Source organism: Mycobacterium sp. (assembly GCF_029961025.1).
GTDB lineage: Bacteria > Actinomycetota > Actinomycetes > Mycobacteriales > Mycobacteriaceae > Mycobacterium.
In genome coordinates this window covers 77,487-103,088 of the sequence record NZ_JASBVP010000003.1, presented here as the reverse complement: position 1 = coordinate 103,088, position 25,602 = coordinate 77,487, and the positions used below count along the sequence as shown (strand labels likewise).

Annotated in this window: 25 protein-coding genes and 1 tRNA gene; 11 read left to right on the top strand and 15 right to left on the bottom strand. The window is 67.5% G+C overall.

Features of this window, described 5'->3' with window-relative positions; translation table 11 throughout:
* Position 1 precedes the first annotated feature (1 nt).
* From QJR12_RS04285 to QJR12_RS04265, 5 genes are all read right to left on the bottom strand, one after another.
* A complete protein-coding gene (locus tag QJR12_RS04285; protein ID WP_300579471.1) occupies positions 2–1,630 on the bottom strand; it encodes an ABC transporter ATP-binding protein in 1,629 nt (542 codons plus the stop codon).
* On the bottom strand, positions 1,627–2,571 hold the full coding sequence (locus tag QJR12_RS04280; RefSeq protein ID WP_300579470.1) for an ABC transporter permease: 945 nt from the start codon (positions 2,569–2,571) through the stop codon (positions 1,627–1,629). The genes QJR12_RS04285 and QJR12_RS04280 overlap by 4 nt, the downstream gene beginning before the upstream one ends.
* Complete coding sequence (locus QJR12_RS04275) at positions 2,564–3,490, bottom strand: ABC transporter permease (protein ID WP_300579469.1); 927 nt, start codon at positions 3,488–3,490, stop codon at positions 2,564–2,566. Before QJR12_RS04275 ends, QJR12_RS04280 begins: the two co-directional genes overlap by 8 nt.
* Positions 3,491–5,098, bottom strand: coding sequence for an ABC transporter substrate-binding protein (locus tag QJR12_RS04270; RefSeq protein ID WP_300579468.1), 1,608 nt, complete (start codon positions 5,096–5,098; stop codon positions 3,491–3,493).
* Positions 5,099–5,166: 68 nt separating this feature from the next.
* Complete coding sequence (locus QJR12_RS04265; protein WP_300579622.1) at positions 5,167–5,829, bottom strand: S1 family peptidase; 663 nt, start codon at positions 5,827–5,829, stop codon at positions 5,167–5,169.
* Between the two features lie 235 nt (positions 5,830–6,064).
* Between QJR12_RS04265 and QJR12_RS04260 the strand changes: the two genes are divergently transcribed.
* Positions 6,065–6,595, top strand: a complete 531-nt coding sequence (locus QJR12_RS04260; RefSeq protein WP_300579467.1) for a phage holin family protein — start codon at positions 6,065–6,067, stop codon at positions 6,593–6,595.
* Positions 6,596–7,561 carry an alpha/beta hydrolase gene (locus QJR12_RS04255; RefSeq protein ID WP_300579466.1) on the top strand — a complete coding sequence of 322 codons (966 nt, stop codon included), beginning with the start codon at positions 6,596–6,598 and terminating at the stop codon, positions 7,559–7,561. It abuts the gene before it with no gap.
* On the opposite strand, the gene marP is transcribed toward QJR12_RS04255, so the two are convergent.
* Genes marP through nth form a run of 4 tightly spaced genes read right to left on the bottom strand, consistent with a single transcriptional unit; the run spans position 7,554 to position 10,933 of the window.
* Positions 7,554–8,744: an acid resistance serine protease MarP gene (marP, locus tag QJR12_RS04250; RefSeq protein ID WP_300579621.1), complete on the bottom strand. Its 1,191-nt coding sequence runs from the start codon at positions 8,742–8,744 to the stop codon at positions 7,554–7,556. The genes QJR12_RS04255 and marP overlap by 8 nt on opposite strands.
* 26 nt (positions 8,745–8,770) lie before the next feature.
* The gene (locus QJR12_RS04245) at positions 8,771–9,580 is read right to left on the bottom strand and encodes a CoA pyrophosphatase (RefSeq protein ID WP_300579465.1); all 810 of its coding nucleotides are present in this window, start codon (positions 9,578–9,580) and stop codon (positions 8,771–8,773) included.
* Positions 9,577–10,212, bottom strand: coding sequence for a TlpA disulfide reductase family protein (locus QJR12_RS04240; protein WP_300579464.1), 636 nt, complete (start codon positions 10,210–10,212; stop codon positions 9,577–9,579). Before QJR12_RS04240 ends, QJR12_RS04245 begins: the two co-directional genes overlap by 4 nt.
* Positions 10,213–10,252: 40 nt before the next feature.
* Positions 10,253–10,933 (bottom strand): endonuclease III, encoded by a 681-nt coding sequence (nth, locus tag QJR12_RS04235; RefSeq protein ID WP_300579620.1) that lies wholly within the window; start codon positions 10,931–10,933, stop codon positions 10,253–10,255.
* Between the two features lie 213 nt (positions 10,934–11,146).
* Between nth and QJR12_RS04230 the strand changes: the two genes are divergently transcribed.
* Positions 11,147–11,485 (top strand): hypothetical protein, encoded by a 339-nt coding sequence (locus tag QJR12_RS04230; protein ID WP_300579619.1) that lies wholly within the window; start codon positions 11,147–11,149, stop codon positions 11,483–11,485.
* A 179-nt stretch (positions 11,486–11,664) separates the two neighbouring features.
* Positions 11,665–12,339, top strand: coding sequence for a cAMP-activated global transcriptional regulator CRP (crp, locus tag QJR12_RS04225; RefSeq protein WP_300579463.1), 675 nt, complete (start codon positions 11,665–11,667; stop codon positions 12,337–12,339).
* A 32-nt stretch (positions 12,340–12,371) separates the two neighbouring features.
* On the opposite strand, the gene QJR12_RS04220 is transcribed toward crp, so the two are convergent.
* The 3 genes from QJR12_RS04220 to QJR12_RS04210 are packed head-to-tail and all read right to left on the bottom strand — an operon-like array spanning position 12,372 to position 13,794.
* Entirely contained in the window at positions 12,372–13,172 is an 801-nt protein-coding gene (locus QJR12_RS04220; protein WP_300579462.1) for an MBL fold metallo-hydrolase, read from the bottom strand.
* Entirely contained in the window at positions 13,169–13,627 is a 459-nt protein-coding gene (locus QJR12_RS04215; RefSeq protein WP_300579461.1) for a RidA family protein, read from the bottom strand. The genes QJR12_RS04220 and QJR12_RS04215 overlap by 4 nt, the downstream gene beginning before the upstream one ends.
* A 5-nt stretch (positions 13,628–13,632) precedes the next feature.
* Positions 13,633–13,794 carry a DUF4177 domain-containing protein gene (locus QJR12_RS04210; RefSeq protein ID WP_003419736.1) on the bottom strand — a complete coding sequence of 54 codons (162 nt, stop codon included), beginning with the start codon at positions 13,792–13,794 and terminating at the stop codon, positions 13,633–13,635.
* Between the two features lie 125 nt (positions 13,795–13,919).
* On the opposite strand from QJR12_RS04210, the gene QJR12_RS04205 reads away from it, so the two are divergent.
* Positions 13,920–14,942, top strand: a complete 1,023-nt coding sequence (locus tag QJR12_RS04205) for an ArsA family ATPase (protein ID WP_300579618.1) — start codon at positions 13,920–13,922, stop codon at positions 14,940–14,942.
* Positions 14,943–14,950: 8 nt separating this feature from the next.
* Positions 14,951–16,114, top strand: coding sequence for an ArsA family ATPase (locus tag QJR12_RS04200; RefSeq protein WP_300579617.1), 1,164 nt, complete (start codon positions 14,951–14,953; stop codon positions 16,112–16,114).
* A 57-nt stretch (positions 16,115–16,171) separates the two neighbouring features.
* Here the strand turns inward: QJR12_RS04200 and QJR12_RS04195 are convergent, their stop codons facing one another.
* A complete protein-coding gene (locus tag QJR12_RS04195; protein WP_300576755.1) occupies positions 16,172–16,525 on the bottom strand; it encodes a WhiB family transcriptional regulator in 354 nt (117 codons plus the stop codon).
* A 391-nt stretch (positions 16,526–16,916) separates the two neighbouring features.
* Between QJR12_RS04195 and ponA2 the strand changes: the two genes are divergently transcribed.
* From ponA2 to QJR12_RS04175, 4 genes are all read left to right on the top strand, one after another.
* Positions 16,917–19,343, top strand: a complete 2,427-nt coding sequence (gene ponA2, locus QJR12_RS04190; protein ID WP_300576752.1) for a transglycosylase/D,D-transpeptidase PonA2 — start codon at positions 16,917–16,919, stop codon at positions 19,341–19,343.
* Between the two features lie 53 nt (positions 19,344–19,396).
* Positions 19,397–20,362: a metallophosphoesterase gene (locus QJR12_RS04185; RefSeq protein ID WP_300576749.1), complete on the top strand. Its 966-nt coding sequence runs from the start codon at positions 19,397–19,399 to the stop codon at positions 20,360–20,362.
* Positions 20,359–21,465 carry a PLP-dependent cysteine synthase family protein gene (locus QJR12_RS04180; RefSeq protein WP_300576745.1) on the top strand — a complete coding sequence of 369 codons (1,107 nt, stop codon included), beginning with the start codon at positions 20,359–20,361 and terminating at the stop codon, positions 21,463–21,465. Before QJR12_RS04185 ends, QJR12_RS04180 begins: the two co-directional genes overlap by 4 nt.
* A gap of 303 nt (positions 21,466–21,768) precedes the next feature.
* Positions 21,769–21,842, top strand: a tRNA-Pro gene (locus tag QJR12_RS04175).
* 129 nt (positions 21,843–21,971) lie between these two features.
* Here the strand turns inward: QJR12_RS04175 and QJR12_RS04170 are convergent.
* The gene (locus QJR12_RS04170) at positions 21,972–23,507 is read right to left on the bottom strand and encodes a multicopper oxidase family protein (protein ID WP_300576742.1); all 1,536 of its coding nucleotides are present in this window, start codon (positions 23,505–23,507) and stop codon (positions 21,972–21,974) included.
* 232 nt (positions 23,508–23,739) lie between these two features.
* Positions 23,740–24,204 carry a GatB/YqeY domain-containing protein gene (locus QJR12_RS04165; protein ID WP_300576739.1) on the bottom strand — a complete coding sequence of 155 codons (465 nt, stop codon included), beginning with the start codon at positions 24,202–24,204 and terminating at the stop codon, positions 23,740–23,742.
* Positions 24,205–24,241: 37 nt separating this feature from the next.
* Between QJR12_RS04165 and QJR12_RS04160 the strand changes: the two genes are divergently transcribed.
* The gene (locus tag QJR12_RS04160) at positions 24,242–25,591 is read left to right on the top strand and encodes a hypothetical protein (protein ID WP_300576737.1); all 1,350 of its coding nucleotides are present in this window, start codon (positions 24,242–24,244) and stop codon (positions 25,589–25,591) included.
* Positions 25,592–25,602: the final 11 nt, after the last annotated feature.

Here is a 25,602-nt window from a genome sequence, read left to right as displayed (position 1 = left end):
CTCAGCGGGGTGCCCCCGGGACGGCCGCCAGCAACTCGGCGGTGTAGTCGTGGCGCGGCCGCGAGAACACCTCGTCGGTGGGCCCATGCTCCACGACTCGGCCGGCCCGCATCACCAGCACCTCGTCGGCGATCTGGCGGATCACCGCCAAGTCGTGGCTGATGAACAGGTACGTCAGGCCCAGCCGGGCCTGCAGATCGGCCAGCAGATCCAGGATCTGTGCCTGCACAACGACGTCCAGCGCCGACACCGGCTCGTCGCACACCAGCACCTCGGGCCGCAGCGCCAGCGCCCGGGCGATCGCGACCCGCTGGCGTTGACCCCCCGACAGCTCACCGGGCAACCGGCCCAGCAGCGACGACGGCAGCGCCACCTGCTCGGCGAGCTCGTGCACCATCTCTCGCCGTTGCCTGCGATCACCAATCCGATGGATTCGCAGGGGCTCTTCGATAATGCGGAACACCGAATACATGGGATCCAAGCTGCTGTAAGGGTTTTGGAAGATAGGCTGGATCCGCCGACGAAATGCCGGCGCCCGGCGCCGAAGGAGGGCATCGACGTCTTCACCATCGAAGAACACCGCGCCCGCGGTCGGTTTCAACAGGCCCAGCACCATTTTCGCCAGCGTCGACTTCCCGGAACCCGACTCCCCCACGACCGCCAGCGTGGTCGCCCGTCGCAACCGAAACGACACGTCGTCGACGGCACGGAATCCCGGATGCCGCCGCAGCGCCCCGCGGGGATCCCGGTAGGTCTTGGTCAGCCCGCAGGCGACGACCAGGTTGTCATCGGCCCCACCGGCGTGCTCGGCCGTATCGCGGCGCACCCGGTCGCGGGTCTGCGCCCCGGACGCGTTGCGGTACACCGACGCCGCGGCCACCAGCCGTTGCGTGCAGACGTGTCGCGGGCACTGCAGGATAGCCTGCGCCGCACCGGATTCCACCACCACTCCGTGGTGCATCACGACCAGATGCTCGGCCCGTTCACCGGCCAGTGCCAGGTCGTGGGTGATCAGCAGCACCGCCGTGCCGAATTCCTCGGTGAGTCGCCGCAGCTGGTCGAGGACCCGTCGCTGCACGGTGACGTCAAGCGCGGAAGTCGGCTCGTCGGCGATCAGCAAGCGTGGGCGACCCGCCATCCCGATGGCGATCAGCGCGCGCTGGCAGAGCCCACCGGACAGCTGATGCGGATAGCGTCTCGCTTGAGCCCCTGGATCCGGCATGCCGGCCGCTGCCAGCAGCTGCATCGCCCTCCGCCGCACGCCTCGGCCATCGGTGTTGGCGCGCAACGCCTCCCTTACCTGAAAACCGATCTTCCACACCGGGTTCAGGTTGGTCATCGGATCCTGGGGGATGTAGCCGATGGCCCGCCCCCGGATCGACCGCAGCGCCCGCGGGCCGGCCGCGGTGATATCGCGCCCGTCGAAAACGATACGTCCCGCGGTGATTCGGCCGTCCGGCGGCAATAGCCCGAGAATCGCGGCGGCGGTGGTGGACTTTCCGCAGCCGGAACCGCCGACCAGGGCCACGGTCTGGCCGGGATACACCGTCAGCCGCGCCGAGCGCACCGCCGGCGGGGCGGTGCCGAACCGCACCTCGAGGTCCTCGATACATAACAGCGGTGCGCTCATCGGCGCCCGAACCTGCGACGGCGCATGCTGTGCGCCCCCGGGTCCAGCGCTTCGCGCAGCACGTCGCCGAGCATCATGAACGCCAGCACCGTCAGGGCCAGCGCCCCGGCCGGATAGAACACGATCGGCGAGCCTGCCCGCAGCCGGCTCTGGCCCAGGTTGATGTCTTCGCCCCACGACACCGTGGTGGGCGGCAAACCCACCCCCAGATACGACAGCGTCGCCTCGGTCACGATGAAACTGCCCAGCGATATCGTCGTGACCACGATCACCGGGCCCAAGGCGTTGGGCAGCACATGGTGGAGCAGCGTGCGAAATCGGCCCAGCCCCATGGCATACGCCGCTATCACATAGTCGCGCCGGCGCGCTTCGAGCACCGCGGCGCGGGTGACCCTGGCCAGCTGCGGCCAGCCGAACACCGCCAGGGCCACAACCACGGTCAACACCCCGCGCCGCGGCAACACCTGCGCCAACACGATGGCGGCGAGCAGCAGCGGAACGGAAAACACCACGTCGGCCAGCCGGGACACCCAGCCGTCGAGCCAGCCGCCGTAAAAACCGGCCAGCGCGCCGAGCGTCGTCCCGATCAGCAGCACCGCCACCGTTGTTGCGATCCCGACGGTGATCGAGGCACGGGCCCCGTACACCGTGCGAGCGTAGATGTCATGGCCCTGCAAATCGGTGCCGAACCAGTGCTGCGACGACGGCGGCAGCAGGCTCTGACTCGGGTCGGCACGGGTGGGGTCGACGCCGGTGAACAGCCGCGGGAACGCCGCCATCATCACCATCACGGCGATCAGCGCCACCGCCACGACGAACTTCGGGCGGTGGCGCAGCTGCCGCCAGCTTGTCCGCCAAAAGCCAACCGGGGCAGTGGTTTCCGCAGTGTTACCGGGATCACCGGTGGCGACGAATACGAACCGCTCCTGGCCGTCAGCCATAGCGAATCCGCGGGTCCAACACCGCATACAGCAGATCAACGAGCAGGGTGGTGAAAAGGTAGACCATCACCAACACGGTGACGATCGACACCACGGTGGGGGCCTCCTGCCGGATGACCGCCTGATAGAGCGCACCGCCGACACCGTGGATGTTGAAGATGCCTTCGGTGACGATCGCCCCGCCCATCAACGCACCCAGGTCCGCCCCGAGGAAGGTCACCACCGGGATCAGCGAATTGCGCAGAATGTGCACGGTGACCACCCGGCGTCGGGAAAGACCCTTGGCGGTAGCGGTGCGCACATGGTCGGCGGCGGCGTTCTCGCTGACCGCTGCGCGGGTCAACCGCACGACATAGGCGAACGACACTGAGCCCAACACGAAACCGGGCAACAGCAGCGCGCGCATCGTCGCCTGTTCCCCGACGGTCACCGGCGCCAGGCCCAGCCTGACCCCGAACACGAACTGCGCGACGAACCCGAGGACGAAGATCGGCACCGCGATAACGATCAGGCTGGCCAGCAGCAGGCCGGCGTCGAACATCCCGCCCCGGCGCAGCCCGGCGACCACCCCGAAACCGACCCCGAGTACGGTTTCGACCGCCAGCGCGATCAATGCCAGCCTGACGGTCACCGGAAACGCCTGAGCCATCACCTCGCTGACCGGTAGCCCGGAGAACGACTGGCCGAAATCCCCGTGGGCGATGCCCCACAGGTACTTCAGGTATTGCAGCCAGAACGGATCGTCGAGGTGGTACTGTTCCCGCAGCTGGGCCACCACGACGGGGCTTAGCGCCCGATCACCGCCCAGCACCGCGATCGGATCGCCCGGCAGCAAGAACACCATGGCATAGATCAGCAGCGTGGCCCCGAAGAACACCGGAACCATGACCAGCAGGCGCCTGCCGAGGTAGCCGAGCATTTAGGTGCTTTTCACGATGTTCTCATAGACCGGCAGCCCGTTCCAGGAGATCACCACGCCGCTTACCATCCGGGAGAAGCCGGCGGCATTAATGTTGTCCCACAATGCGATCACCGGCATGTCATGCAGCAGGATCCGCTGGGCGGCGTTGGCCGAGGCCGCCGCGGCGGCTAGCGTGGGCTGTGCTTGCGCAAAGCGTATCGCGGCGTCGAACCGTGGGTTGGAGTAGCCCACGTCGTTGGCTGCCCCGCCGGTGACAAACAGCGGCTCCAGAAACTCCAGTAGCGACGGATAGTCCCCCTGCCATCCCGCACGAAACGCGGTCCGGATGCGCCGGCCGTTGATCTGGTTGCGAAACTGCGCAAACGTCGGTTTTGGTGCGCCGACCGCGTCGACGGCCAAGGTGTTTTTGATGCTATTGGCGACCGCGTCCACCCAGTCTTGGTGTGCGCCATCGGCGTTGTAGGCGATCTGATAGCTGCCGGTCCACGGCGAGAGCCCATCCGCCTGCGCCCAGAGCTGTCTGGCATGCACGGGATCGTAAGTAAGGGCGTCGTTTCCGGGAATGTCCGGGTCGAAGCCGGGTGCTGAGCGTGCGGTGAAGTCCCTTGCGGGCGTGCGGGTGCCGTGGAAAATCTGTCGGCAGATCTGCTCCCGGTCGATCGCCGCGGACAGCGCCAGCCGACGCAGGCGGCCCTCTTCGCCGCCGAAATGCGGCAGCTGCAGCGGGGTGTCAAGTGTCTGGTTGACCGCCGCGGGTCCGGTGACGGCGCGCCCCCTCAGATCCCGGCGATAGCTGGGCAGCGCGCTGGGCGGAATGCTGTCCAGCACGTCGAGGTTACCGGTCAGCAGGTCGGCGTAGGCGGTATCCAGGCTGGCGTAGAAGATGATGCGCAGCCCGTTGTTTTTCGGCATCCGGTTGCCGTGGTAGCCGGGATTGGGCACCAGGTCGATCTTGACGTTGTGCAGCCAGGCGTGTCCGTTGGCCAGTTGGTAGGGGCCGTTGCCGATGGGGTGGCGTCCGAATGCCGCAATGTCCTTGAATGCCGCCTTCGGCAGCGGGTAGAACGGCGAAAACCCAACCCGAAGTGTGAAATCGATGGTCGGAACTTTGAGCCGGACGGTGAATTCGGTGTCGCTCACCGCGCGCAGACCCGACATGGCGCGTGCCGTGGGCTGTGGTGCCGCCAGCTGATCGTAGCCGTCGATAGGACTGAAAAAGCTTTGCTGAAGTTGGGCGTTGGTGGTCAGCGCACCGTAATTCCAGGCGTCGATGAACGAGTGAGAGGTCACTGGTTCGCCGTTGCTGAACCGCCAGCCCGGTTTGAGGACGATGCGGTAGTTGAGGTTGTCGGTGGTCTCGATGACCCGGGCGACCTCCGGTGCAGGCGTGCCGGTGGCGTCGTAGGAGACCAGCCCGGCGAAGATCCGGTCGATGATCCGCCCGCCATTGGTCTCGGTGGTGTTGGTCGGGACCAGGGGATTTTGCGGCTCGGCGCCGTTGACGATCACCACGTCCGCGACGGTCCCGCCGCCGCAGGCCGAAACCAGGGTGATGGCCAGCAATCCGACGGTAAGGATCCCGGTCGCAGCACGTATCACGCCCATGACAGCGACCTTAAAGCCGATGGTCCGTTCGCCGCCCCGCGGTGACCCGCGACACGGGCCAGCACACGTCAGGGCGGAACCGGAACGAACCCGGCCCCCGGCCGGTTTTTCCGGTCGACGTCGGCCAGCACGGCGTTGATCGACGTCACCACCGCGGGCGTGTGCAGTGGGATGTACTTGATGACGCACATCGGCAGGTTTTCGCTGAAGGCGCCGTGGAGCAGGCCGACCAGCAGGTTGTTGACGGTGACCGGTGCTCCGGAATCACCGGGTTGTCCACAGACCTGCATGACGATGGTGCCCGGATCCTGGCCCGGTCCCCAGGTGACACCGCAGGAGTTGCCTGTCGTGCGGCCCTGTTTGCAGGCGACCTCGCCGAACGCCGGCTCGGGCCCGATGCCGTTGATCAGAAAGCCGTCGTAGTTGGCCACCGGTGCCACCTTGTCCGGATCGAAGCGGATCACCGCGTAGTCGAGGGTGTCGTTGCCGGCCACCATCGTGCCCACCACGCCCTGGCCTTGCGCCGCCTCGGCGGCGACCTGCGCCCCGGGGCCGCCGCAGTGCGCCGACGTGAAGCCGACCAACTCGCCCTTGTTGTCGGTGCCGATGGTGGTCAGGGTGCAGAACGTGTCGCCGTTGATGACGATGCCCGCACCACCCCCCAGGGGGATCTTGCCGGTGGCGGCCGCGGTGCCGGCGGGCAGGCCCGCCAGAACAAGCAGCGCCGCCATCGCCGCCGCAACACGCGGCAACCAGTGGTGCGTCAGCTGCACAGCAAAATTCCTGTCGAGGTCGAAAGTCCAGAGCGGCTGCGCCAGTCAAATTTGAACGGCCCGCAACGGCAGTCTAGTTCAGCTGGGGCACACCCGCGGGCAGGTTCGTCGCGGTACTCGGCTGGCCTCGTCCGGCACCGGACCACATGGCAACATGAACCGCGACGACAGCGCCAACAAGGGAGGAGCGTCGGTGAGCAACGCTAATCGGAAGAACACGGACAGCGATTCGGGCAGCGCCGGACGGCTGACCACGATCCCGCTGGCCGATCCGCATGCCGCCGCCGGGCAGCCGTCGATCGGTGACCTGGTCAAAGAAGCGACCGCCCAGGTGTCGACGCTGGTGCGGGCCGAGGTCGAATTGGCCCGGGCCGAAATCGCCCGCGACGTCAAGAAAGGCCTGACCGGCAGCGTGTTCTTCATTGCGGCGCTGGTGGTGTTGGCCTACTCCACCTTCTTTTTCTTCTTTTTCCTCACCGAGCTGCTCGACACCTGGCTGTGGCGGTGGCTGTCCTTTTTGATCGTGTTCGGGATCATGCTCGTGGTAGCGGCACTGTTGGCACTGTTCGGTTTCCTCAAGGTGCGCCGGATCCGCGGACCCCGGCAGACCATCGAATCGGTCAAGGAGGCCCGCACCGCACTCGGTCCCGGTCATGAGAAGGCCGGCCGGCGTACGCCGATCACGCCCGACGGCACGGCTCCCGCGGATCCCTCCGGCTGGTAGATGACACCGCCAGATCCGTCGATGACCCGGATCAGCGGGCCGTGGCGCCATCTGGACGTGCACGCCAACGGTATCCGGTTCCATGTGGTCGAGGCGGTGCCGCCCGGCCGGGGCGCGGCTCCCCCGCCCACCGCTCGGCCGCTGGTGATCCTGCTGCATGGTTTCGGCTCCTTCTGGTGGTCCTGGCGTCACCAGTTGCGTGGCATCGCCGGTCCCCGGGTGGTCGCCGTCGACTTGCGCGGCTACGGCGGCAGCGATAAGCCGCCGCGGGGCTACGACGGCTGGACGCTCGCCGGCGACACCGCCGGGCTGATCCGCGCGCTCGGGCACACGTCGGCGACGCTGGTGGGTCACGCCGACGGCGGCCTGGTCTGCTGGGCAACCTCGGTGCTGCACCCGCGGCTGGTACGTGCGATCGCGCTGATCAGCTCACCGCACCCGGCCGCGCTGCGACGCTCCGCGCTGACCCGGCGCGATCAGGGTCGGGCGTTGTTGCCGTCGTTGCTGCGCTATCAGGTGCCGATCTGGCCGGAGCGCTCGCTCACCCGACACAACGGCGACGCGATCGAGCGTCTGGTCCGGAGCCGTGCCGGCGCCAAATGGCTCGCGTCCGAGGACTTCTCCGAAACCATCGGCTATTTGCGGCAGGCGATCCAGATTCCCTCGGCGGCGCACTGCGCGTTGGAATACCAGCGTTGGGCGGTGCGCAGCCAGCTGCGTGACGAGGGTCGTCGGTTCATGAGGGCGCTAAGCCGACAACCCGGAGTCCCGTTGCTGCATCTGCGTGGCGACGCGGACCCCTACGTGCTGACCGATCCCGTCGAGCGCACCCGGCGTTACGCCCCGCACGGACACTACGTCTCCATCTCCGGGGCAGGGCATTTCAGCCATGAAGAGATGCCCGACGAAGTCAACCGGCACCTGATCCGGTTTCTCGAGCAGGTGCACGGAGCGCTGCTCAACTGACGCAGGCCTCGGTGCTCACCGGCTGGGTGTCACCGATCTTGGCCAGCTGAGCGGCCACCTCCTTGGCCGTCAACACGAAACCGGTGTCGTTCTCATCGACCGCCGCCCCGAACACCACACCGAGCACGTGACCGTTCAGGTCGACCAACGGCCCGCCCGAGTTGCCTTGCTCCACGTTGGCCCTGATGGTGTAGACCTGGCGGGTAACCGTCGCGTTGCGGTAAATGTCGGGCCCGCTCAATTCGATGACGTCCCGGATCCGGGCGGGGGTCGCCACGAAGGCGCCGCCACCGGGATAGCCCATCAACACGGCGTCGGTACCGGTCGTCGCCGTGGTGTCGGCGAACGCCAGCGGCCCTGAGGCCAGGTTGGGAACGGCGAGGATGGCGATGTCGACCGCCGGGTCGTAGGACACCACCGTGGCCTCGTAAGGAGTGCCGCCGGCCGCCACGGTGACGGTACTGGAGCCGGCCACCACGTGGGCGTTCGTCATCACCCGTTCGGGTGATATCACGAATCCGCTGCCCTCCAGCACCTTCTGGCATTTGGGCGCGACCGCGCGGACTTTGACCACACTCGGCCGGGCGGCAGCCACCACCGGGCTGTCGGCCAGGGCGGCGTCCGGCGGCGCGACCGCGACGACCGGGGTGCGGCTGAACGGCTCCAGCACCGCCGGCAGGCCGGACGTGTCCAGCAGCGAAGACAGCCGCTTCGGCACGGTCTTCAACCAGCCGGGGGCGTACCGGTTCACCTCGGCCAGCACCCGCGAGCCGCGGACGGCGGCCGCCAGAGCGGGCTGATCGCGCGACTGCGTCAGGGGCGTCGCGAGCAGCCAGGCCGCGACCAGCACCACCACCACTTGCAGGCCCACGCCGACCAGCGAGTCGACAAACCGGATCGCCCGGCCCCGCAGCGCGCCCCGGACGGCCCGGCCCAGCACCACGCCCGCCACCTCACCGACGACAACCAGCGTCAGGATCAAAAACAGCGCGCTAAACAGCTTGGCGCGCGGCGCGGTGACGTGGCTGACGAGGTGCGGGGCCAACAGCACACCGGCGATCGCCCCCAGCAGCACTCCGACAAACGACAGCAACGAACCTAACGCCCCCGAGCGCCAGCCCGAGACGGCCGCGATGAACGCGACCGCCAGCACGGCAATGTCCAACCACTGCGACGAGGTCATCGAGGTCATCGCGGTCATCGCGGTCATTACCGGGCACCGCCCAGTTCGGCTACCAGTGCCATCGCCTCGTCGAGTTCACGCACGTCGGTGACATCCCACGGCTGCGCCCAGCCGGCCACATCCAACATCGCCGAAATCACCTGTCCGGTGAATCCCCACACCAGCATCTCGTGTAACAGGAACGCCGGCCCGGCGAAGCGGCGGCTGTGCGGACGGCGATACACCATCAGCCGGTTGGCCGGGTTGATGAAAGCGCGCACCGGAACCCGGGCCACCATCGCTGTTTCTGCCGCGTTGACCACAGCCACCGGCCCGGGATCCGGTGAGTACGCCAACACCGGCACGACGTGAAACCGCGACGGCGCGATGAAGGTCCGCTCCAGCGTGGCCAGGGGATATAACCGCCGGGGATCGATTCCGGTCTCTTCGTGCGCCTCCCGCAGGGCGGTGGCCACCGGCCCGTCATCGGCCGGATCGGCTGCACCGCCGGGGAATGCGGCTTGACCCGCGTGGTGGCGCAGCGTCGAGGCCCGCACGGTCAGCAGCAGGTCGGCCTCGTCGGGAACACCACCGTCGTCGGGCGCCGACCCCGGACCGGAGAACAGCACCAACACCGCGGCGTCGCGGCCCTTGCGGGCCGCCGCGGCCGCCGTCGCGGCGGTCACCGTCGCCAGCACGTCGGATGGCAACCGGCGCCGGTATGCCTCGGGGATCTGACCAACGTTGTCGACGAGCGAACGCAGCCACGGCGGGCCGGCCTCAGGCTTCAGCACAACCCGCGCCGTCGCCACGCCACCACCGGGCCGCCCTCGGCAGGCATCACCCCCGATTGTCATGACCGGCCCCCAACTGCAGCCGCGATCTCGTCCGCGCTGGCGAAAGGCCGCGGCAGTATCTGCGCTACGCTACCGTCCGATCGCAGCACCACGGTCGCGGGCATCACGTTGGGGACCCGCAACGCCGCGGCGACCCGACGCCGCCCGTCCTGCAGGGTGGGCAGCCGAACACCGAGCTGCGCGAGCCGCAGCAGCGCCGCGGTTTCGTTCTCGTCCTGGTGCACCGTAACCACCGTCACCGTCGCCCCCGCGCGTCGTTGATACTCCGCCAGCGCGGGCAGTTCAGCCGTGCACGGTGCGCACCAATAAGCCCAGAGATTGACCACCGCCCGTCGCCCGGCCAGCGCCCGGGCGACGTCGACGGGCGAGCCGTCCGCAGCGCATTCCGCGACCACGCCGCGAAGCGCGGTGGGGCCGGGCCCGTCCGCGGGCACCGGACACGGCGGCAGCTCGGCCCGCTGCCGGGGGCCGGCCAACCCCGCCGGGGTGTCGGCGTCGCGGTGTTCGCGGCCGGTACCCACCGGGGCCCGCGGGCCCGGCGGCGGCACAAAGGTGGTGCGCAACTCGATCATCAGCCCGATGAGCAGGGCAACAACCACCGCGAGGATGGCGATGGTCCAGCGTGTCGTCATTGCGGTCTCGGTGCGGCAGGGTTGGCTACGGGGGATGGCTCTACAGCCCGGCAAGGGCCAGCAGGTGCTCGGCTTCCGGGCCTTTGACGAGGGTGGCGGCGATCGCCGGTTCGGTGGGCCCGATCCCGTAGGAAGGGCAGTCTTTAGCCAACACGCATACCCCGCACGCCGGCTTGCGCGCATGACACACCCGACGACCATGGAAGATCACCCGATGGCTCAGCGCGGTCCAGTCACGGCGTTCGATCAACGCCCCCACCGCGTATTCCACCTTGACCGGGTCGGTCTCCTGCGTCCAGCGCCACCGCTTGACCAGCCGCAGGAAGTGGGTGTCGACGGCGATTCCCGGGATTCCGAACGCGTTTCCGAGGATGACGTTGGCAGTCTTACGCCCGATGCCGGGCAGCGAAACCAGCTCTTCCATGCTGGCCGGGACTTCCCCGTCGAACCGCTCGACCAGGGCCTGCCCCAGGCTGATCAGCGCCGCCGCCTTGTTGCGGTAGAAGCCGGTGGGCCGGATGAGCTCTTCAAGTTCGGCGCGATCGGCGCGTGCGTAGTCCAGCGCGGTCCGGTAGCGGGCGAACAGGGCCGGTGTGACCAGGTTTACCGTCTTGTCGGTGCTTTGCGCCGAGAGGATGGTGGCCACCGTCAGCTCGAGCGGGGTGGTGAAATCCAGCTCGATGTGGGCGTGGGGAAAGGCCCGCGCCAAAGCGCGGTTCATCCGGCGGGCCCGGCGCACCAGGGCGAGGCGGGTTTCCGATGCCCAACGGCGACTCGCATCGGCGCCGGGCGCGGCGAGCGCGGGCGCAGAGCGCCGGGCAGGCTTGGTCGTCACCTTCGACAGCGTACTGTTTCGTAACCGAGCTGAGACTTTGACCGTGTTTACTTGCAGCTTGTGTCTTGGTTGCTGGTGGTCCTGGTCCCGGGGCTGTTGATGCTGGTGACACTCGGGCTGGGGCGGCTGGAAAAGTGGCTGGCCCACGACACCGTCACGGCCACCGACGTCGCAGAGTTTCTCGAGCATGCCGAGGCCGTCGACGTGGGCACGCTGGCCCGGGAAGGGCTGCCGCAGGCCCTGGACCACCTGCATCGGCGCCGGGCCGAACGACTCGTCGATGCCCCGGCGCGCAGCCCCGCCGCCGGCAAACATCACGCCGACCCGTTCTCCGCCGGCGTCGTGCCAGCCCTCGGGCCCGGTCCCACCGTCCGGCGATACCAGCGTCCCCAGACCAATCCGCAGGTTAAGCCGACTCGCCACGCGGATCATGTGTAACGTTGGCACGTCGAACCGATGGCCTGCCTCTAGACTCGGTCTCACCAGCGGGTGGATGGCCGGCGCGGCCGAGGCGCTGATCGCGCAGCGCGGTGGACGAGAGGGCAATCGGTTCGCGACTGCCACAACCATCCAGGGCAGCAACAAATCAATAGATACCGCAATAAATAAGGGGCAACGTGGACGAGATCCTGGCGAGGGCCGGAATCTTCCAGGGGGTGGAACCCAGCGCCGTCGCCGCGCTAACTAAACAGCTGCAGCCCGTCGACTTTCCACGCGGGCACACGATTTTCGCCGAAGGGGAACCCGGAGACCGGCTGTACATCATCATTTCGGGAAAGGTCAAGATCGGCCGCCGCTCCCCGGACGGGCGGGAAAACCTGTTGGCGATCATGGGGCCCTCCGACATGTTCGGCGAGTTGTCGATCTTCGACCCGGGGCCACGGACCTCCAGCGCGACGACGATCACCGAGGTGCGGGCGGTGTCGATGGACCGCAACGCGCTGCATGCCTGGATCGCCGACCGACCGGAAATCGCCGAGCAGCTGCTGCGGGTGCTGGCCCGTCGGCTGCGCCGCACCAACAACAACCTGGCCGATCTCATTTTCACCGATGTGCCCGGGCGGGTCGCCAAGCAGCTGCTGCAGCTGGCCCAGCGGTTCGGCACTCAGGAGGGTGGTGCAATGCGGGTCACCCACGACCTGACGCAGGAAGAGATTGCGCAGCTGGTGGGAGCGTCCCGGGAGACGGTGAACAAGGCCCTGGCCGATTTTGCCCACCGTGGCTGGATCCGCTTGGAAGGCAAAAGCGTACTGATCTCGGACTCGGAACGCCTGGCCCGCCGGGCGAGGTGAGCGCCGGACACGGTGCGGGTCCGGTGTCGACGTCAGTGTCGTCGCAGATAGTCCAGCTGCGCCTGCACCGACCATTCGGCGGCGTCCCAGAGTTCCTCGTCGACGTCGACGTAGACGTGCTCCACGATCTGTCGGGGGCTGGCGTCGTCACCGAGTTCGGCCAACGCCGAACGGATCTGCTGTAGGCGCTGTTCGCGGTGCGCGAGGTAGCCCGTCGCGGCGGCGTGCACATCCGGCAAATCGGGCCCGTGTCCGGGCAGCACCCGACGCCGGCCCAGGCCCCGCAGCCGCCGAAGCGACTCCAGGTACTCGGCCAGGCTGCCGTCCTCGGTGTCGATGACGGTGGTGCCGCGGCCGAGCACGGTGTCGCCGGTGAGCACCGCATCGTCGAGAACAAACGACAGCGAGTCGGCGGTGTGACCCGGGGTCGCCAGCACGGTGACCGTCAGGCCCGCCGCGTGGATCACCTCGCCATCGGTCAGCGGACCGGCAGATCCCCGCAGGAACCCGCTGCCGGCGGCACGCACCGGCGCACCGGTGCGTGCGACCAGCCTGTTGATGCCCCCGGTGTGGTCGCCATGGCGGTGGCTGATCAGCACCAGCGCGATGCGGCCGACGCCGGCGACGCGGGTGATGTGCTCGTCGTCGTCCGGGCCGGGATCGACGATGAGCACCTCGTCGCTGCCCAATCCGCGCAGCACCCAAGTGTTGGTGCCGTCAAGCGTCAGCAACCCGGGATTGTCGGCCAACAGCACCGACGCGGTCTCGGTGACCGGCCGCAGCCGACCATACGCGGGATGGGTCGGCGACTCGGCAGCCCCGGTCCCGCTCACGATCCGACTTCGACGATCAGCTCGATCTCCACCGGCGCGTTCAGCGGCAACTCGGACACGCCGACCGCCGAGCGGGCGTGCGCGCCGCGATCCCCGAACACCTGGGCGAGCAGATCCGAGGCACCGTTGACCACACTGGACTGGCCGGTGAAACCCGGTGCGGAAGCGACGAACCCGACCACCTTAACGACCCGGGTCACCGCGTCGACACCGACCAGGGAATCGACCGCGGCCAGCGCGTTGAGCGCGCAGATCCGGGCCAGCGCAGCGCCCTCCTCCGGGCTGACCTGGGCACCGACCTTGCCGGTCCGCGCCAGTTCACCGGCTTTCATCGGCAGCTGACCCGCGGTGTAGACGAGGTTTCCGATGCGCACCGCCGGCACGTAGGACGCCAGCGGGGTCACGACTTCCGGCAGCGTGACACCGAGCCGCCCGAGGCGCTCCGACGCCCGCATGCCGGTCACTTCGGGCGCTTCAGGTAGGCGACATGCTGCTCACCGGTGGGTCCGGGCAGTACCGCAACCAGCTCCCAGCCGTCGGCGCCCCACTGGTCGAGGATCTGCTTGGTGGCATGCGTCAACAGCGGGACCGTGGCGTACTCCCAGGCGGTCGGTTGGGTCATACCGCGAGCATATTCGCTCGGTCGCGGCGCACCGCCGCGCCCCGAGCCCACTCCGGCGAGGATGCGGTCCGGGTCGGGGCGGTCCCCGCTCGCCGGGACCGCTCCGGCAGTCGGGATAGCATGCACTGGTGGCCACCACGCTCGGTGACGGCGGTTCCCGCTGCTGGTCGACGCGCCTGTCGAAGGCCCGCCTGCATTTCGTCACGGGCAAAGGCGGCACCGGCAAGTCGACCGTCGCCGCCGCATTGGCGCTGACGCTGGCATCCGGCGGCCGCACGGTCTTGCTCGTCGAAGTCGAAGGGCGCCAAGGGATTGCTCAACTTTTCGACGTTCCGCCGCTGCCTTACCGAGAGGTCAAGATCGCCACCGCGGAACACGGCGGCCATGTCAACGCCCTGGCGATCGACATCGAGGCGGCGTTTTTGGAATACCTCGACATGTTCTACAACCTGGGTATCGCGGGCCGGGCGATGCGGCGCATCGGTGCGATCGAGTTCGCGACGACGATCGCCCCCGGTCTGCGTGACGTGTTGCTTACCGGCAAGATCAAAGAAGCCGTCACTCGTGTCGACAAGAACGGGCTGCCGGTGTATGACGCCGTCGTCGTTGATTCGCCCCCAACCGGACGCATCGCACGCTTTCTCGATGTCACCAGGGCGGTTTCCGATCTCGCCAAGGGCGGGCCGGTGCATGCCCAGAGCGAGGGCGTGGTCCGGCTTTTGCACTCCGAGCAAACCGCCATCCACGTGGTGACGCTGCTGGAGGCCCTGCCGATGCAGGAGACCATGGAGGCAATCGACGAGCTCGCCGCGCTGAGCCTGCCGGTCGGCAGTGTCATCGTCAACCGCAACATCCCGGCCTATTTGCAGCCGGACGACTTGGCAAAGGCCGCCGAGGGTGATGTGGATGCCGACGCGGTGCGGGCCGGGCTGGCCAGGGCGGGAGTCACGTTGAGCGAAACTGACTTCGTGGGTCTGCTTACCGAGTCCATCCAGCACGCCATCCGGATAACCGCCCGTGCGCAGACCGCGGAGCAACTCGACGCGCTGCACGTGCCGAGGCTGGAGCTGCCGACAATCGCCGACGGCGTTGACCTCGGCAGCCTCTATGAACTCTCCGAATCCCTTATCCAACAGGGTGTTCGATGAGTCATTCGATGCATACGCCACCGTCTTTGGATATGGCCTCAATCCTTGCCGATGCCGGCACCCGGGTGGTGGTGTGCTGCGGCGCCGGCGGTGTCGGCAAAACCACCACTGCCGCGGCGATGGCGCTACGCGCGGCCGAATACGGCCGCACCGTAGTCGTGTTGACCATCGACCCGGCTAAACGGCTGGCACAGGCGTTGGGAATCAACGACCTCGGCAACACACCGCAACGCGTTCCGTTGGCGCCCGAAGTTCCAGGCGAGCTGTACGCGATGATGCTCGACATGCGCCGCACGTTCGACGAGATGGTCATCCAATATTCCGGCACCGAACGCGCGCAAGCGATTCTGGATAACTCGTTTTATCAAACCGTCGCCACGTCGCTCGCCGGGACGCAGGAGTACATGGCCATGGAGAAGCTGGGCCAGCTACTCAGCCAGGATCGCTGGGACCTGGTGGTGGTGGACACCCCGCCGTCGCGCAATGCTTTGGACTTTCTGGACGCACCAAAGCGGTTGGGCAGCTTCATGGATAGCCGATTGTGGCGGTTGCTGCTGGGACCGGGGCGGGGAATCCGGCGGTTGGTGACCGGCGCGATGAGCTTGGCGATGAGGGCGCTGTCGACGGTGCTCGGATCCCAGATGCTTTCGGATGCAGCAACGTTCGTACAGTCGCTGGATACCACATTTGGCGGCTTTCGGGCGAAGGCGGATCGTACCTATGCGCTCCTCAAGCGACACGGTACCCAGTTCGTCGTGGTGTCGGTGGCTGAGCCGGATGCGCTGCGGGAGGCATCCTTTTTCGTCGACCGGTTGTCGGAGGAGGGCATGCCGCTGGCGGGTCTGATCTTAAACCGCACCCACCCCATGCTGTGTGGCCTGCCGGTGGAACGCGCGATTGACGCCGCCGAAACCTTACACGCCGAGGCCGGTGACGCCGAAGACCCGGCTACGGCTCTCACCATCGCGGTGTTGCGGATCCACGCTGATCGTGCGCAGATCGCCAAACGGGAAATCCGGCTGCTGTCGCGATTCACCGCGGCAAACCCGCACGTAGCGATCGCCGCGGTGCCGTCGCTGCCGTTCGACGTCTCCGACCTGGAAGCGCTGCGCGCAATCGCCGACCAGATGACGTCCACCGGTGACGGCCCGGTCCGGGCATCGGCGCGCTGAGAAGCCGGCCCACAAACCCCACCGGTGACGATGCGGCCCGGAACGATCGCCGGAGGCTCAGCCGGCGTTGCGATGCTTGCGCTGCGCGGCGAAGAACTCCGCCCACGACACCACCTCCGGGTGCTGCTTGAGCAGCGCCCGGCGCTGGCGCTCGGTCATGCCGCCCCATACGCCGAACTCCACCCGGTTGTCCAGCGCGTCGGCACCGCATTCCAGCATCACCGGACAGTGCCGGCAGATCACCGCGGCCTTACGTTGCGCCGCTCCGCGGACAAACAGCTCGTCCGGGTCGGCGGTGCGGCACAGCGCCTTCGACACCCAGGCGATGCGGGACTCCGCATCGATGCGGCGCGGCGAAGTGTGAGCGGACGCGGTGTTAGCCTTGCGCGCCGCGGTTCGTGTCCCTGACACCAGCGTTCCCCTTCGCCTCCGGCCGCTACTGGGTAACGGCATCGCCCTGGCGTGCAGACCACGATGCGATCTACGCCCCACCATCCGACGTCGGTGTTACCTATGTCTCAGTGTGTGTCTAAGTTAGGTGCTCAGGTGTCAATTGCGCAACCGTCCGATACCGGCTTTTTTGGGACAACCGTGCCGTCCCGGACGGATGTGCGGATCCGGCGATCCTATTAGACGGCTGTTCAAGACGCTGACCGGTGACGCTGCGGAAAATGACGCTCGGAAAATAACGCTCGGAAAATAACGGGCCAGCACCCGGGTCGCCGCGCGTCCCGCATCCTTCGAACCGTGCTGACTGGTTTTTGGTAGGGACCTGCGCCCCCACATCGCTACTGTGGTAGCCATGTTGGAGCGCTCCGCGACTACGATCACGGTCCTCAAGATCGCCGGGTGCTGCGTGCTCGCCGGCGTCATTGCCGCCGCGCTCATGTTCCCGGTGGCCGGCGGAATCGGGCTGCTGTCCAACCGGGCCTCAGAAGTCGTCGCCAACGGATCGGCCCAGCTGTTGCGGGGCGAGGTACCGGCGGTCACCACGATGGTCGATGCCAAGGGGAACACGATCGCCTGGCTGTACTCGCAGCGCAGGTTCGAGGTACCCAGCAACAAAATCGCCAACACCATGAAGCTGGCGATCGTGTCGATCGAGGACAAAAGGTTCGCCGAACACAACGGCGTCGACTGGAAGGGGACGCTGACCGGGCTGGCCGGATACGCTTCCGGCAACCTCGATACCCGGGGTGGTTCGACCATCGAGCAGCAGTACGTGAAGAACTACCTGCTGTTGGTAACCGCGCAGACCGACGCGGAAAAACGTGCCGCCGTCGAAACGACCCCGGCGCGCAAACTGCGCGAAATCCGGATGGCGCTTACCCTCGACAAGACGTTCAGCAAGCCGGAGATCCTCACCCGATACCTGAATCTGGTGTCCTTCGGCAACAACTCGTTCGGCGTGCAGGACGCCGCGCAAACCTACTTCGGCGTGAACGCGTCGGATCTGAACTGGCAGCAGGCGGCGCTGCTGGCCGGGCTGGTGCAGTCGACCAGTGCGCTTAACCCCTACACCAATCCTGAAGGCGCGCTGGCCCGGCGAAATCTCGTGCTGGACACCATGATCGAGAACCTGCCTAAAGAGGCCGACGCGTTGCGGGCGGCCAAGGCGGAGCCGCTGGGGATCCTGCCGCGGCCCAAGGAACTCCCGCGCGGCTGCATTGCCGCGGGTGACCGCGCTTTCTTCTGCGACTACGTGCAGGAATACCTGGCGCGCGCCGGGATCAGCAAAGAGCAGCTGGCCCGGGGCGGCTACACGATCCGCACCACGCTCGACCCCGACGTGCAGGCCTCGGTTAAGCAGGCGATCGACAAGTTCGCCAGCCCGGATCTGCCGGGCATCGCCAGCGTGATGAGCGTGATCAAACCCGGCAAGAACTCCCACAAGGTGTTGGCGATGGCCAGCAACCGCAGATATGGTCTGGACAGCGACGCCGGTGAGACCATGCGGCCGCAGCCGTTCTCCCTCGTCGGCGACGGCGCGGGGTCGATCTTCAAGATTTTCACCACCGCCGCCGCACTGGACATGGGTATGGGCATTAACGCCCAACTCGAGGTGCCGGGCCAGTTCCAGGCCAAAGGGATGGGAAGCGGCGGCGCCAAGGGGTGTCCCAAGGAAACCTGGTGCGTGGTCAACGCGGGCAGCTACCGCTCGCCGATGAGCGTGACCGACGCGCTGGCCACCTCACCCAACACCGCCTTCGCCAAGCTGATCTCGCTGGTTGGGGTGCCGCGCGCGGTAGACATGGCCGTCAAACTCGGGCTGAGGTCCTACGCCGAGCCCGGGACCGCCCGCGACTACGACCCCGACAGCGACGAGAGTCTGGCGGATTTCATCAAACGGCAGAACATCGGGTCATTCACCTTGGGGCCGTTCGAACTCAACGCCCTGGAACTGTCCAACGTGGCGGCGACCCTGGCGTCCGGCGGCGTCTGGTGCCCACCCAGCCCGATCGACAAGCTTATTGACCGTGACGGCAAGGAACTCGCCGTCACCACCGAGCCCTGTGAGCAGGTGGTCCCCGAAGGGCTGGCCAACACGCTCGCCAACGCCTTGAGCAAGGATTCTCAGCCCGGCGGCACCGCATCGGGTTCGGCGGCGGCGGCGGGCTGGAACCTGCCGATGTCCGGGAAGACCGGCACCACCGAGGCGCACCGATCCTCTGGCTTCGTCGGTTTCACCAATCAATACGCGGCCGCCAATTACATCTTCGATGACTCGAGCACCCCGTCGGACCTGTGCTCCAATCCGCTACGCCGCTGCGCTGACGGCGACTTGTTCGGTGGCAACGAGCCGGCACGCACCTGGTTCACCGCGATGAAGCCGATTGCCAACAACTTCGGCGAAGTTCACCTGCCCCCGACCGACCCGCGCTACGTCGAGGGCAACGCCAACTCGCGGGTACCCAGCGTTGCCGGCCTCGATCTGAACGCGGCACGGCAGCGCTTGAAAGACGCCGGCTTCCAGGTCGCCGACCAACCCACACCGGTCAACAGCAGCGCCAAATACGGCGAGGTGGTCGGAACGTCACCGAGCGGCCAAACCATCCCGGGCGCGGTGATCACCATTCAGACCAGTAACGGCATCCCGCCGGCCCCGCCCCCGCCGCCGGAAGGCCTATCCCCGCCGGTGAGTTCGCAAGTCGTGGAGATCCCGGGCCTGCCGCCGATCACGATTCCGCTGTTGCCGCCGCCTCCGCCCCTGGCCCCACCACCACCGTAAACCCTGACGGAACGCGTTGCGGTGCCTGCGGCGACCGGCAGTAGGCTGGCGTTATGGCTGCCTTTCCGCACTCTGTCACCCTGAAACGCGTCGGCGCCGTCGCGCTGGGCTCGGCCGTGGCCGGAATCGGGTACGCCGCGCTCATCGAGCGCAATGCGTTCGTGCTGCGTGAGTTGACCCTGCCCGTGCTGACCCCCGGTTCGTCACCGCTGCGGGTGCTGCACGTCAGCGACATCCACATGCGACCCCGGCAGCGTCGCAAACAGGCCTGGCTGCGGGAGTTGGCGAGCTGGGAGCCCGATCTGGTGGTAAACACCGGCGACAACCTGGCACACCCGAAGGCGGTGCCCGCGGTGGTGCAAGCGCTCGGTGACCTGCTGGCGCTGCCGGGTGTCTTCGTGTTCGGCAGCAACGACTACTTCGGGCCGCGGCTGAAAAACCCGCTGAATTACGTGATCAACCCGTCCCAGCGGGTGCACGGCAGGCCGCTGCCCTGGCAGGATCTGCGGGCGGCGTTCACCGAGCGCGGCTGGCTTGACCTGACCCACACCCGTCGCGAGTTCGAAGTGCGCGGCCTGCTCATTGCCGCCGCCGGCGTGGACGACCCGCATCTGGGCCGGGATCGCTACGACACCATCGCCGGTCCGGCGAATCCGGCCGCCAACCTGCGGTTGGGGCTGACCCACGCGCCGGAGCCGCGGGTGCTGGACCGGTTCGCCGCCGACGGCTACCAACTGGTGATGGCCGGCCACACCCACGGCGGGCAATTGTGCCTGCCGTTCTACGGGCCGGTGGTGACCAACTGCGGCCTGGACCGGTCTCGGGTGAAGGGTGCGTCACGCTGGGGTGCCAGCATGCGGTTGCACGTCTCGGCCGGGATCGGCACCTCGCCGTTCGCGCCGCTGCGGTTCTGCTGCCGTCCCGAAGCCACGTTGCTGACGTTGACCGCCGCCCCGATAGGCGGTCGCGACTCGCGCACCCATCGGGGACGGTCACAACCCATAGCGTCGGTGCGTTGAGCCAACGAACCCGGGTCACGCTGCGTTGTCGGCCGCGCGACTGGGCAGACAACGCGATCAGGCTGATCGAGGCCGACGCCCGTCGTAGCGCCGATACCCACCTGTTGCGCTACCCGCTGCCGTCGGCGTGGTGCGCGGACGCCGACGTCGAGCTCTACCTCAAAGACGAGACCACACACATCACCGGCAGCCTCAAACACCGGTTGGCACGGTCGCTGTTTCTCTACGCGCTGTGCAACGGCTGGATCGACGAAGGCACCACGGTAGTCGAGGCGTCATCGGGCTCAACCGCGGTGTCCGAGGCGTACTTCGCCGCGCTGCTGGGCCTGCCGTTCATCGCGGTGATGCCCGCATCCACCAGCGCTTCCAAGATAGCCTTGATTGAATCACAAGGTGGGCGTTGCCATTTCGTGCAACACTCGAGTGAGCTTTACGCCGAGGCCGAACGTATCGCCAAGCAGACCGGCGGGCACTACCTCGACCAGTTCACCAACGCTGAGCGGGCCACCGACTGGCGGGGCAACAACAACATCGCCGAGTCGATCTATGTGCAAATGCGCGACGAGAAGCACCCCGTTCCGGAATGGATAGTGGTGGGCGCCGGCACCGGCGGGACCAGCGCCACGATCGGCCGCTACATCCGCTACCGGCGGCATGCCACCCGGCTGTGTGTCGTCGACCCCGAAAACTCCGCGTTTTATCCCGCCTATGCCGAATGTCGCTACGACGTCGTGATCAGCGCGTCGTCGCGCATCGAGGGTATCGGGCGACCGCGGGTGGAGCCGTCGTTTCTTCCTGATGTCGTCGATCGCATGGTCTCGGTGCCCGACGCCGCCTCGGTCGCTGCCGCCCGCCATGCCAGCGCGGTCTTGGGCCGCCGCGTGGGGGCGTCGACGGGCACCAACCTGTGGGGAGCCTTCGGGCTGATCGCCGAGATGGTCGCCGCCGGTCGTCCGGGTTCGGTGGTCACGCTGCTCGCCGACAGTGGGGACCGCTACGCCGACACCTACTTCTGCGACGAGTGGGTCGCCGCGCAGGGGCTGGACATCGCGGCGCCGGCGGAGACGCTGGCCGAGTTCGAACGCTCCGGCCGCTGGGAATGACTCCGGCCAGCTTCGCACTCCGCGTCCGCGACCACGTCATCATAGGGTCCGGTCAGCACCAGCCACAGCACTGCCAGCCCGAAAAGCCCACCGAACACCACCGCACCCAAGACCGTCATGAGCCATCTCGCTTTCCTGAGTACTCGCTTTCCTGAGTATGCGTTTAATTAGACTGGTTAACGCCATCGTCGCCGGTGATTGTTCCGCAGCACGCTGTGGGAATCGGGTGTCCGGATAGCCCCGCTCGATCGACGGCGGCTTGGCCAGTCGACGGGCCGATGCGATAGGCTGTCGTGGCTTACGCGGGGTGTGGCGCAGCTTGGTAGCGCGCTTCGTTCGGGACGAAGAGGCCGTGGGTTCAAATCCCGCCACCCCGACTTACCGGCAAGCGACCGAAGCGGTCCGCCTACCTCCCGGCAGCGCGAAGACCCGCTCGTCGGACAAACGACCGGCTGCCCTACGTTCCGGTCCACGTCCGGCGGCGGCGAGCCGGGCCCCGGTGTGCCTCAGGTGATGTAGTTGAGCGTGGTCATCATCCCGGTCGCGATGTGGTAGGTGTTGTGGCAGTGCAGCATCCAGATGCCCGGGTTGTCCGCCACCAGGGCGACGGTGAGTTTTTGCCGCGGTAACACGATCACGGTGTCCTTGCGGGGCCCCGCGCCGCCGTCGGAGTTGATCACCTGGAAGGTGTGGCCGTGCAGGTGCATCGGATGCCACATCGCCGAGACGTTGTCGAACGTGATGGTGGCTTGCTGTCCCTGGCGAACCCGCAGCGGCCGGGTGTCATCGAAGTGGTGACCGTTGATCAGCCAGTCGTAGGGCATCATCTGGCCCGACAACTGAACGTGAAGGTCGACATCGGCCTTCCGCGGCAGGTCGGCAGCCTGTGCCGGGCGGAGCATCGCGACGGTGCCGACCCGCCGCGTGAGCTCCGCAGGCCGAAAGTCGGCGTCGGGTGCGCTGCCGGCGCCCGTGGACAGCACCGCCCGCGCCAGCCCGTTCTTGCCTTCAGCGACGGCCACCAGCGGGAAAACCCCGTCGGCGGCGGTGACGGTCACGTCGTAGCGCTCGCCCATCCCCAGCAGCACCGCGTCGACCTCACTCGGGATCACCGGGTTGCCGTCGGTGTGCGTCACCGTCATCCGGTGCCCGGCCAGCGCGACCCGGAAGGCGGTGTCCGAGCCGGCGTTGATGAGCCGAATCCGCACCCGCTGTCCCGGTTTGGCGCTAAACGTGCTGGGCGAGGCCGGGATGCGCCCGTTGATCAGGTAGTGGGGGTAGGCGACGTCCCCGCCATCCCCGCCCAGCAGGTCGCTCGGGCCGACACCGCCCATGCCGGAGGAACCCGCCATGCCACTCATCGCGGGCATGCCGCTCATGTGCTCGTCGGACATTGCCCGCAACCCGTCGAAGATCTGCCGCGGGCTGGGCCCGACACCGTCGGTCCAGTCGTCGAGCATGACGACCCACTCGGCGTCATACGCACCGGGCTCGGCCGGGTCATCGACGATCAGCGGCAGATATAACCCGGTGTCGAGGTCGAAATCGTGGGTGTGCGGGTGGGCCCAATAGGTACCGGGACGCGGCACCGTAAACCGGTAGGTGAACACCCGCCCCGCGTCGATGTCGGGGGTGACCGGGGCGGCACCGTCCATGTCACAACGCAGCGTGAGCCCGTGCCAGTGCACCGAGGTCGGGTGATCAAGACCGTTTTTCACGGTGACGGCCAGCTCATCGCCGACATTGACCCGGATCGGCGGGCCCGGCAGCGTGTCGTTGTAGGCGAGCGTGCGCACGACAACGCCGCCCAGATCGATGTCGGCCGGTCTCGGCGCCAACGTGGCAGCGACGGTGCGCCCGGTGTGCGGGCGGGCGGCCTCACCGGCGGCGATCGCGGCGCTGGGGAGCCCGCCGCTCGGCATGCTCTTCGGGGACCGGGTGCATGCCGCCAGCGCCACCCCACCGGCAATGGTCGCCGTGATAAAGGTCCGCCGGTTGAATTGTGCCGCTCGTGTCCCAAACCCGGTTGTGGGCGAAATCATCCCCGCCAGCAGCCAATCCCGTGCCGGCCTTGAACGCGAGGCTTCAATCATTAGAAATCATGAGGTCCAATCTGTACGTGGTAACGCCATGCCGTCAGTATGACGACGGAAGGCCCGTGCAATAGAGGCCTTTCGCCCCGCCTGAAGGGACCTAAGTCACCACCGCGCGGATTTCGGCGCGCGCCAAGGTCACCGCTTGCCGGGCCATCGGCCATGAATGGATGACGGCCTGCTACAGACGTTCCCGTACCGCCGCGGCCAGCCGGGCGCCGTCGGCTTTACCGGCGGCGATGACGGTGGCCGCCTTCATCACCTGGCCCAGCTGTTTTCTGCCGGGCCGTTCGCCGAGCTCTTCGGCCACCTGGGCGATGGCGGTGTCGACGACGTCCGCCAGCTCTCCCTCGGTGAGCGGTGGCGGGAGGTACTCCTCGATGATCCGCGCCTCGGCGTGCTCCTCGGCGGCCAGCTCACCACGTCCGTTCTGGGTGTAGATTTCGGCCGCCTCGCCGCGTTTCCGGACCTCCCTGGCCAGCACCTTGAGCACCTCGTCATCGGAAAGCTCACGGGCCTGCTTGCCGGAGACCTCCTCGGTTCGAATCGCGGCCAGCAGCAGGCGCAGGGTCGCGATGCGCAACTTGTCTCGCGCCTTCATCGCCTCGGTGAGATCCTCCCGGAGTCGAGATTTCAGTTCGGCCATAACTCAGACGCTACGCGCCCAGCGCCGGGGTGGTGTGATGAGCAACCGGACGAACCTCGGGACAGCAACGTTGAGATACGTTGAGAATTGCCCGGTCGGCCGACAGGATGGGAGCCATGATCGACGACGGCGGCTCTTCGTGAGCATGTTGCCGCCCGGTTACCCGGGCTATCCGGCGTCCGGTGATCAGCCCCTCGACTACGATGCCGCAGGCCAGCCGCCACCCGGCTACGGCCCGCCCGGCTACGGCCCGTCCGGCTACGGCCCGCCACCCGGCTACGGCCCGTCCGGCTACGGCCCGTCCGGCTACGGCCCGCCACCCGGCTACGGCCCACCCGGCTACCGCCCGCCACCGGGCTATCAAGTCCCGGGCTATGGTGCTCCGGCGGGCTATGGTGGCCCGCCGCTTCCCCCGGGAGCGTCCAAGCCGGGAATAATCCCGTTACGGCCGTTGAGCCTCAGCGATATCTTCAACGGCGCAGTGGGCTACATCCGGGGCAATCCCGGTCCGACACTGGGGCTGACCACCGCCGTGGTGCTGGTCATGCAGGTCATCGCGCTGATCGTCGAGACCGGGCCGCTGGCCGTTGTCCGTCGGTTGCGAACAGAGTCGTCGTATCAGCCGTCAGGGGGGGACGTCGGCACGTGGGTGCTGTCAACCGGTGTCACCGGCCTCGCAACCTGGATAATCGGCATTCTGCTCAACGGGATGCTCACCGTCGTCGTCGGGCGGGCCGTCTTCAGCTCGTCGATATCCGTCGGCGAAGCATGGGCCAAGGTCCGGGGGCGGGTGCCGGCGTTGATCGGCCTGGCGGCCCTGGAAGCCGCCGGGACGGTCGCGCTCATCGGACTGTTGGCTGCGATCATCGCCGCCATCGGCGCGACCGGCGGCGTCGCGGCGGCCGTCTTGGTGGGCTTCCCGTTGGCGCTCGCGCTGCTGGCGTTGACGGCCTACCTTTACACCCTGCTGTTGTTCGCCCCGGTGCTCATCGTGCTCGAGAGGCTGCCGCTCGTGGACGCGATAATCCGGTCTATCAAACTGGTGCGCAACAGCTTCTGGCGGGTGTTCGGCATCCGGCTGCTGACCACGGTCGTGGTCTTCGTGGTCAGCTACGCGATCGCCGCGCCGCTCAGCGTTACCGGTCAATTGCTGCTGGTCGGGGCGTCGTCGACCGGCCCGTTTCTTCTGGGCGCCACGTTGAATCACCTCGGATTGGCGATCGGCCAGATTGTCACCGAGCCGTTTAGCGCCGGCGTGGTCGTGCTGTTGTACACCGACCTCCGGATGCGCGCTGAGGCGTTCGATCTGGTGTTGCAAACCGGTGCCGCCGGTGGTCCGTTCGCGACGGCCTCCACCGACTACCTTTGGCTGAGCCGGCCGGTGTGAGGATCGGCTGA

Bases quoted from the DNA above. Each gene is read 5' to 3' on its own strand.
- QJR12_RS04285 (WP_300579471.1), bottom strand. From the start codon at position 1,630: ATGAGCGCACCGCTGTTATGTATCGAGGACCTCGAGGTGCGGTTCGGC.
- QJR12_RS04280 (WP_300579470.1), bottom strand. From the start codon at position 2,571: ATGGCTGACGGCCAGGAGCGGTTCGTATTCGTCGCCACCGGTGATCCC.
- QJR12_RS04275 (WP_300579469.1), bottom strand. From the start codon at position 3,490: ATGCTCGGCTACCTCGGCAGGCGCCTGCTGGTCATGGTTCCGGTGTTC.
- QJR12_RS04270 (WP_300579468.1), bottom strand. From the start codon at position 5,098: ATGGGCGTGATACGTGCTGCGACCGGGATCCTTACCGTCGGATTGCTG.
- QJR12_RS04265 (WP_300579622.1), bottom strand. From the start codon at position 5,829: ATGGCGGCGCTGCTTGTTCTGGCGGGCCTGCCCGCCGGCACCGCGGCC.
- QJR12_RS04255 (WP_300579466.1), top strand. From the start codon at position 6,596: ATGACACCGCCAGATCCGTCGATGACCCGGATCAGCGGGCCGTGGCGC.
- marP (WP_300579621.1), bottom strand. From the start codon at position 8,744: ATGACCTCGTCGCAGTGGTTGGACATTGCCGTGCTGGCGGTCGCGTTC.
- QJR12_RS04245 (WP_300579465.1), bottom strand. From the start codon at position 9,580: ATGACAATCGGGGGTGATGCCTGCCGAGGGCGGCCCGGTGGTGGCGTG.
- QJR12_RS04240 (WP_300579464.1), bottom strand. From the start codon at position 10,212: ATGACGACACGCTGGACCATCGCCATCCTCGCGGTGGTTGTTGCCCTG.
- nth (WP_300579620.1), bottom strand. From the start codon at position 10,933: ATGAACCGCGCTTTGGCGCGGGCCTTTCCCCACGCCCACATCGAGCTG.
- QJR12_RS04230 (WP_300579619.1), top strand. From the start codon at position 11,147: ATGCTGGTGACACTCGGGCTGGGGCGGCTGGAAAAGTGGCTGGCCCAC.
- QJR12_RS04215 (WP_300579461.1), bottom strand. From the start codon at position 13,627: ATGCGGGCGTCGGAGCGCCTCGGGCGGCTCGGTGTCACGCTGCCGGAA.
- QJR12_RS04210 (WP_003419736.1), bottom strand. From the start codon at position 13,794: ATGACCCAACCGACCGCCTGGGAGTACGCCACGGTCCCGCTGTTGACG.
- QJR12_RS04200 (WP_300579617.1), top strand. From the start codon at position 14,951: ATGCATACGCCACCGTCTTTGGATATGGCCTCAATCCTTGCCGATGCC.
- ponA2 (WP_300576752.1), top strand. From the start codon at position 16,917: ATGTTGGAGCGCTCCGCGACTACGATCACGGTCCTCAAGATCGCCGGG.
- QJR12_RS04185 (WP_300576749.1), top strand. From the start codon at position 19,397: ATGGCTGCCTTTCCGCACTCTGTCACCCTGAAACGCGTCGGCGCCGTC.
- QJR12_RS04170 (WP_300576742.1), bottom strand. From the start codon at position 23,507: ATGATTTCGCCCACAACCGGGTTTGGGACACGAGCGGCACAATTCAAC.
- QJR12_RS04165 (WP_300576739.1), bottom strand. From the start codon at position 24,204: ATGGCCGAACTGAAATCTCGACTCCGGGAGGATCTCACCGAGGCGATG.
- QJR12_RS04160 (WP_300576737.1), top strand. From the start codon at position 24,242: ATGAGCAACCGGACGAACCTCGGGACAGCAACGTTGAGATACGTTGAG.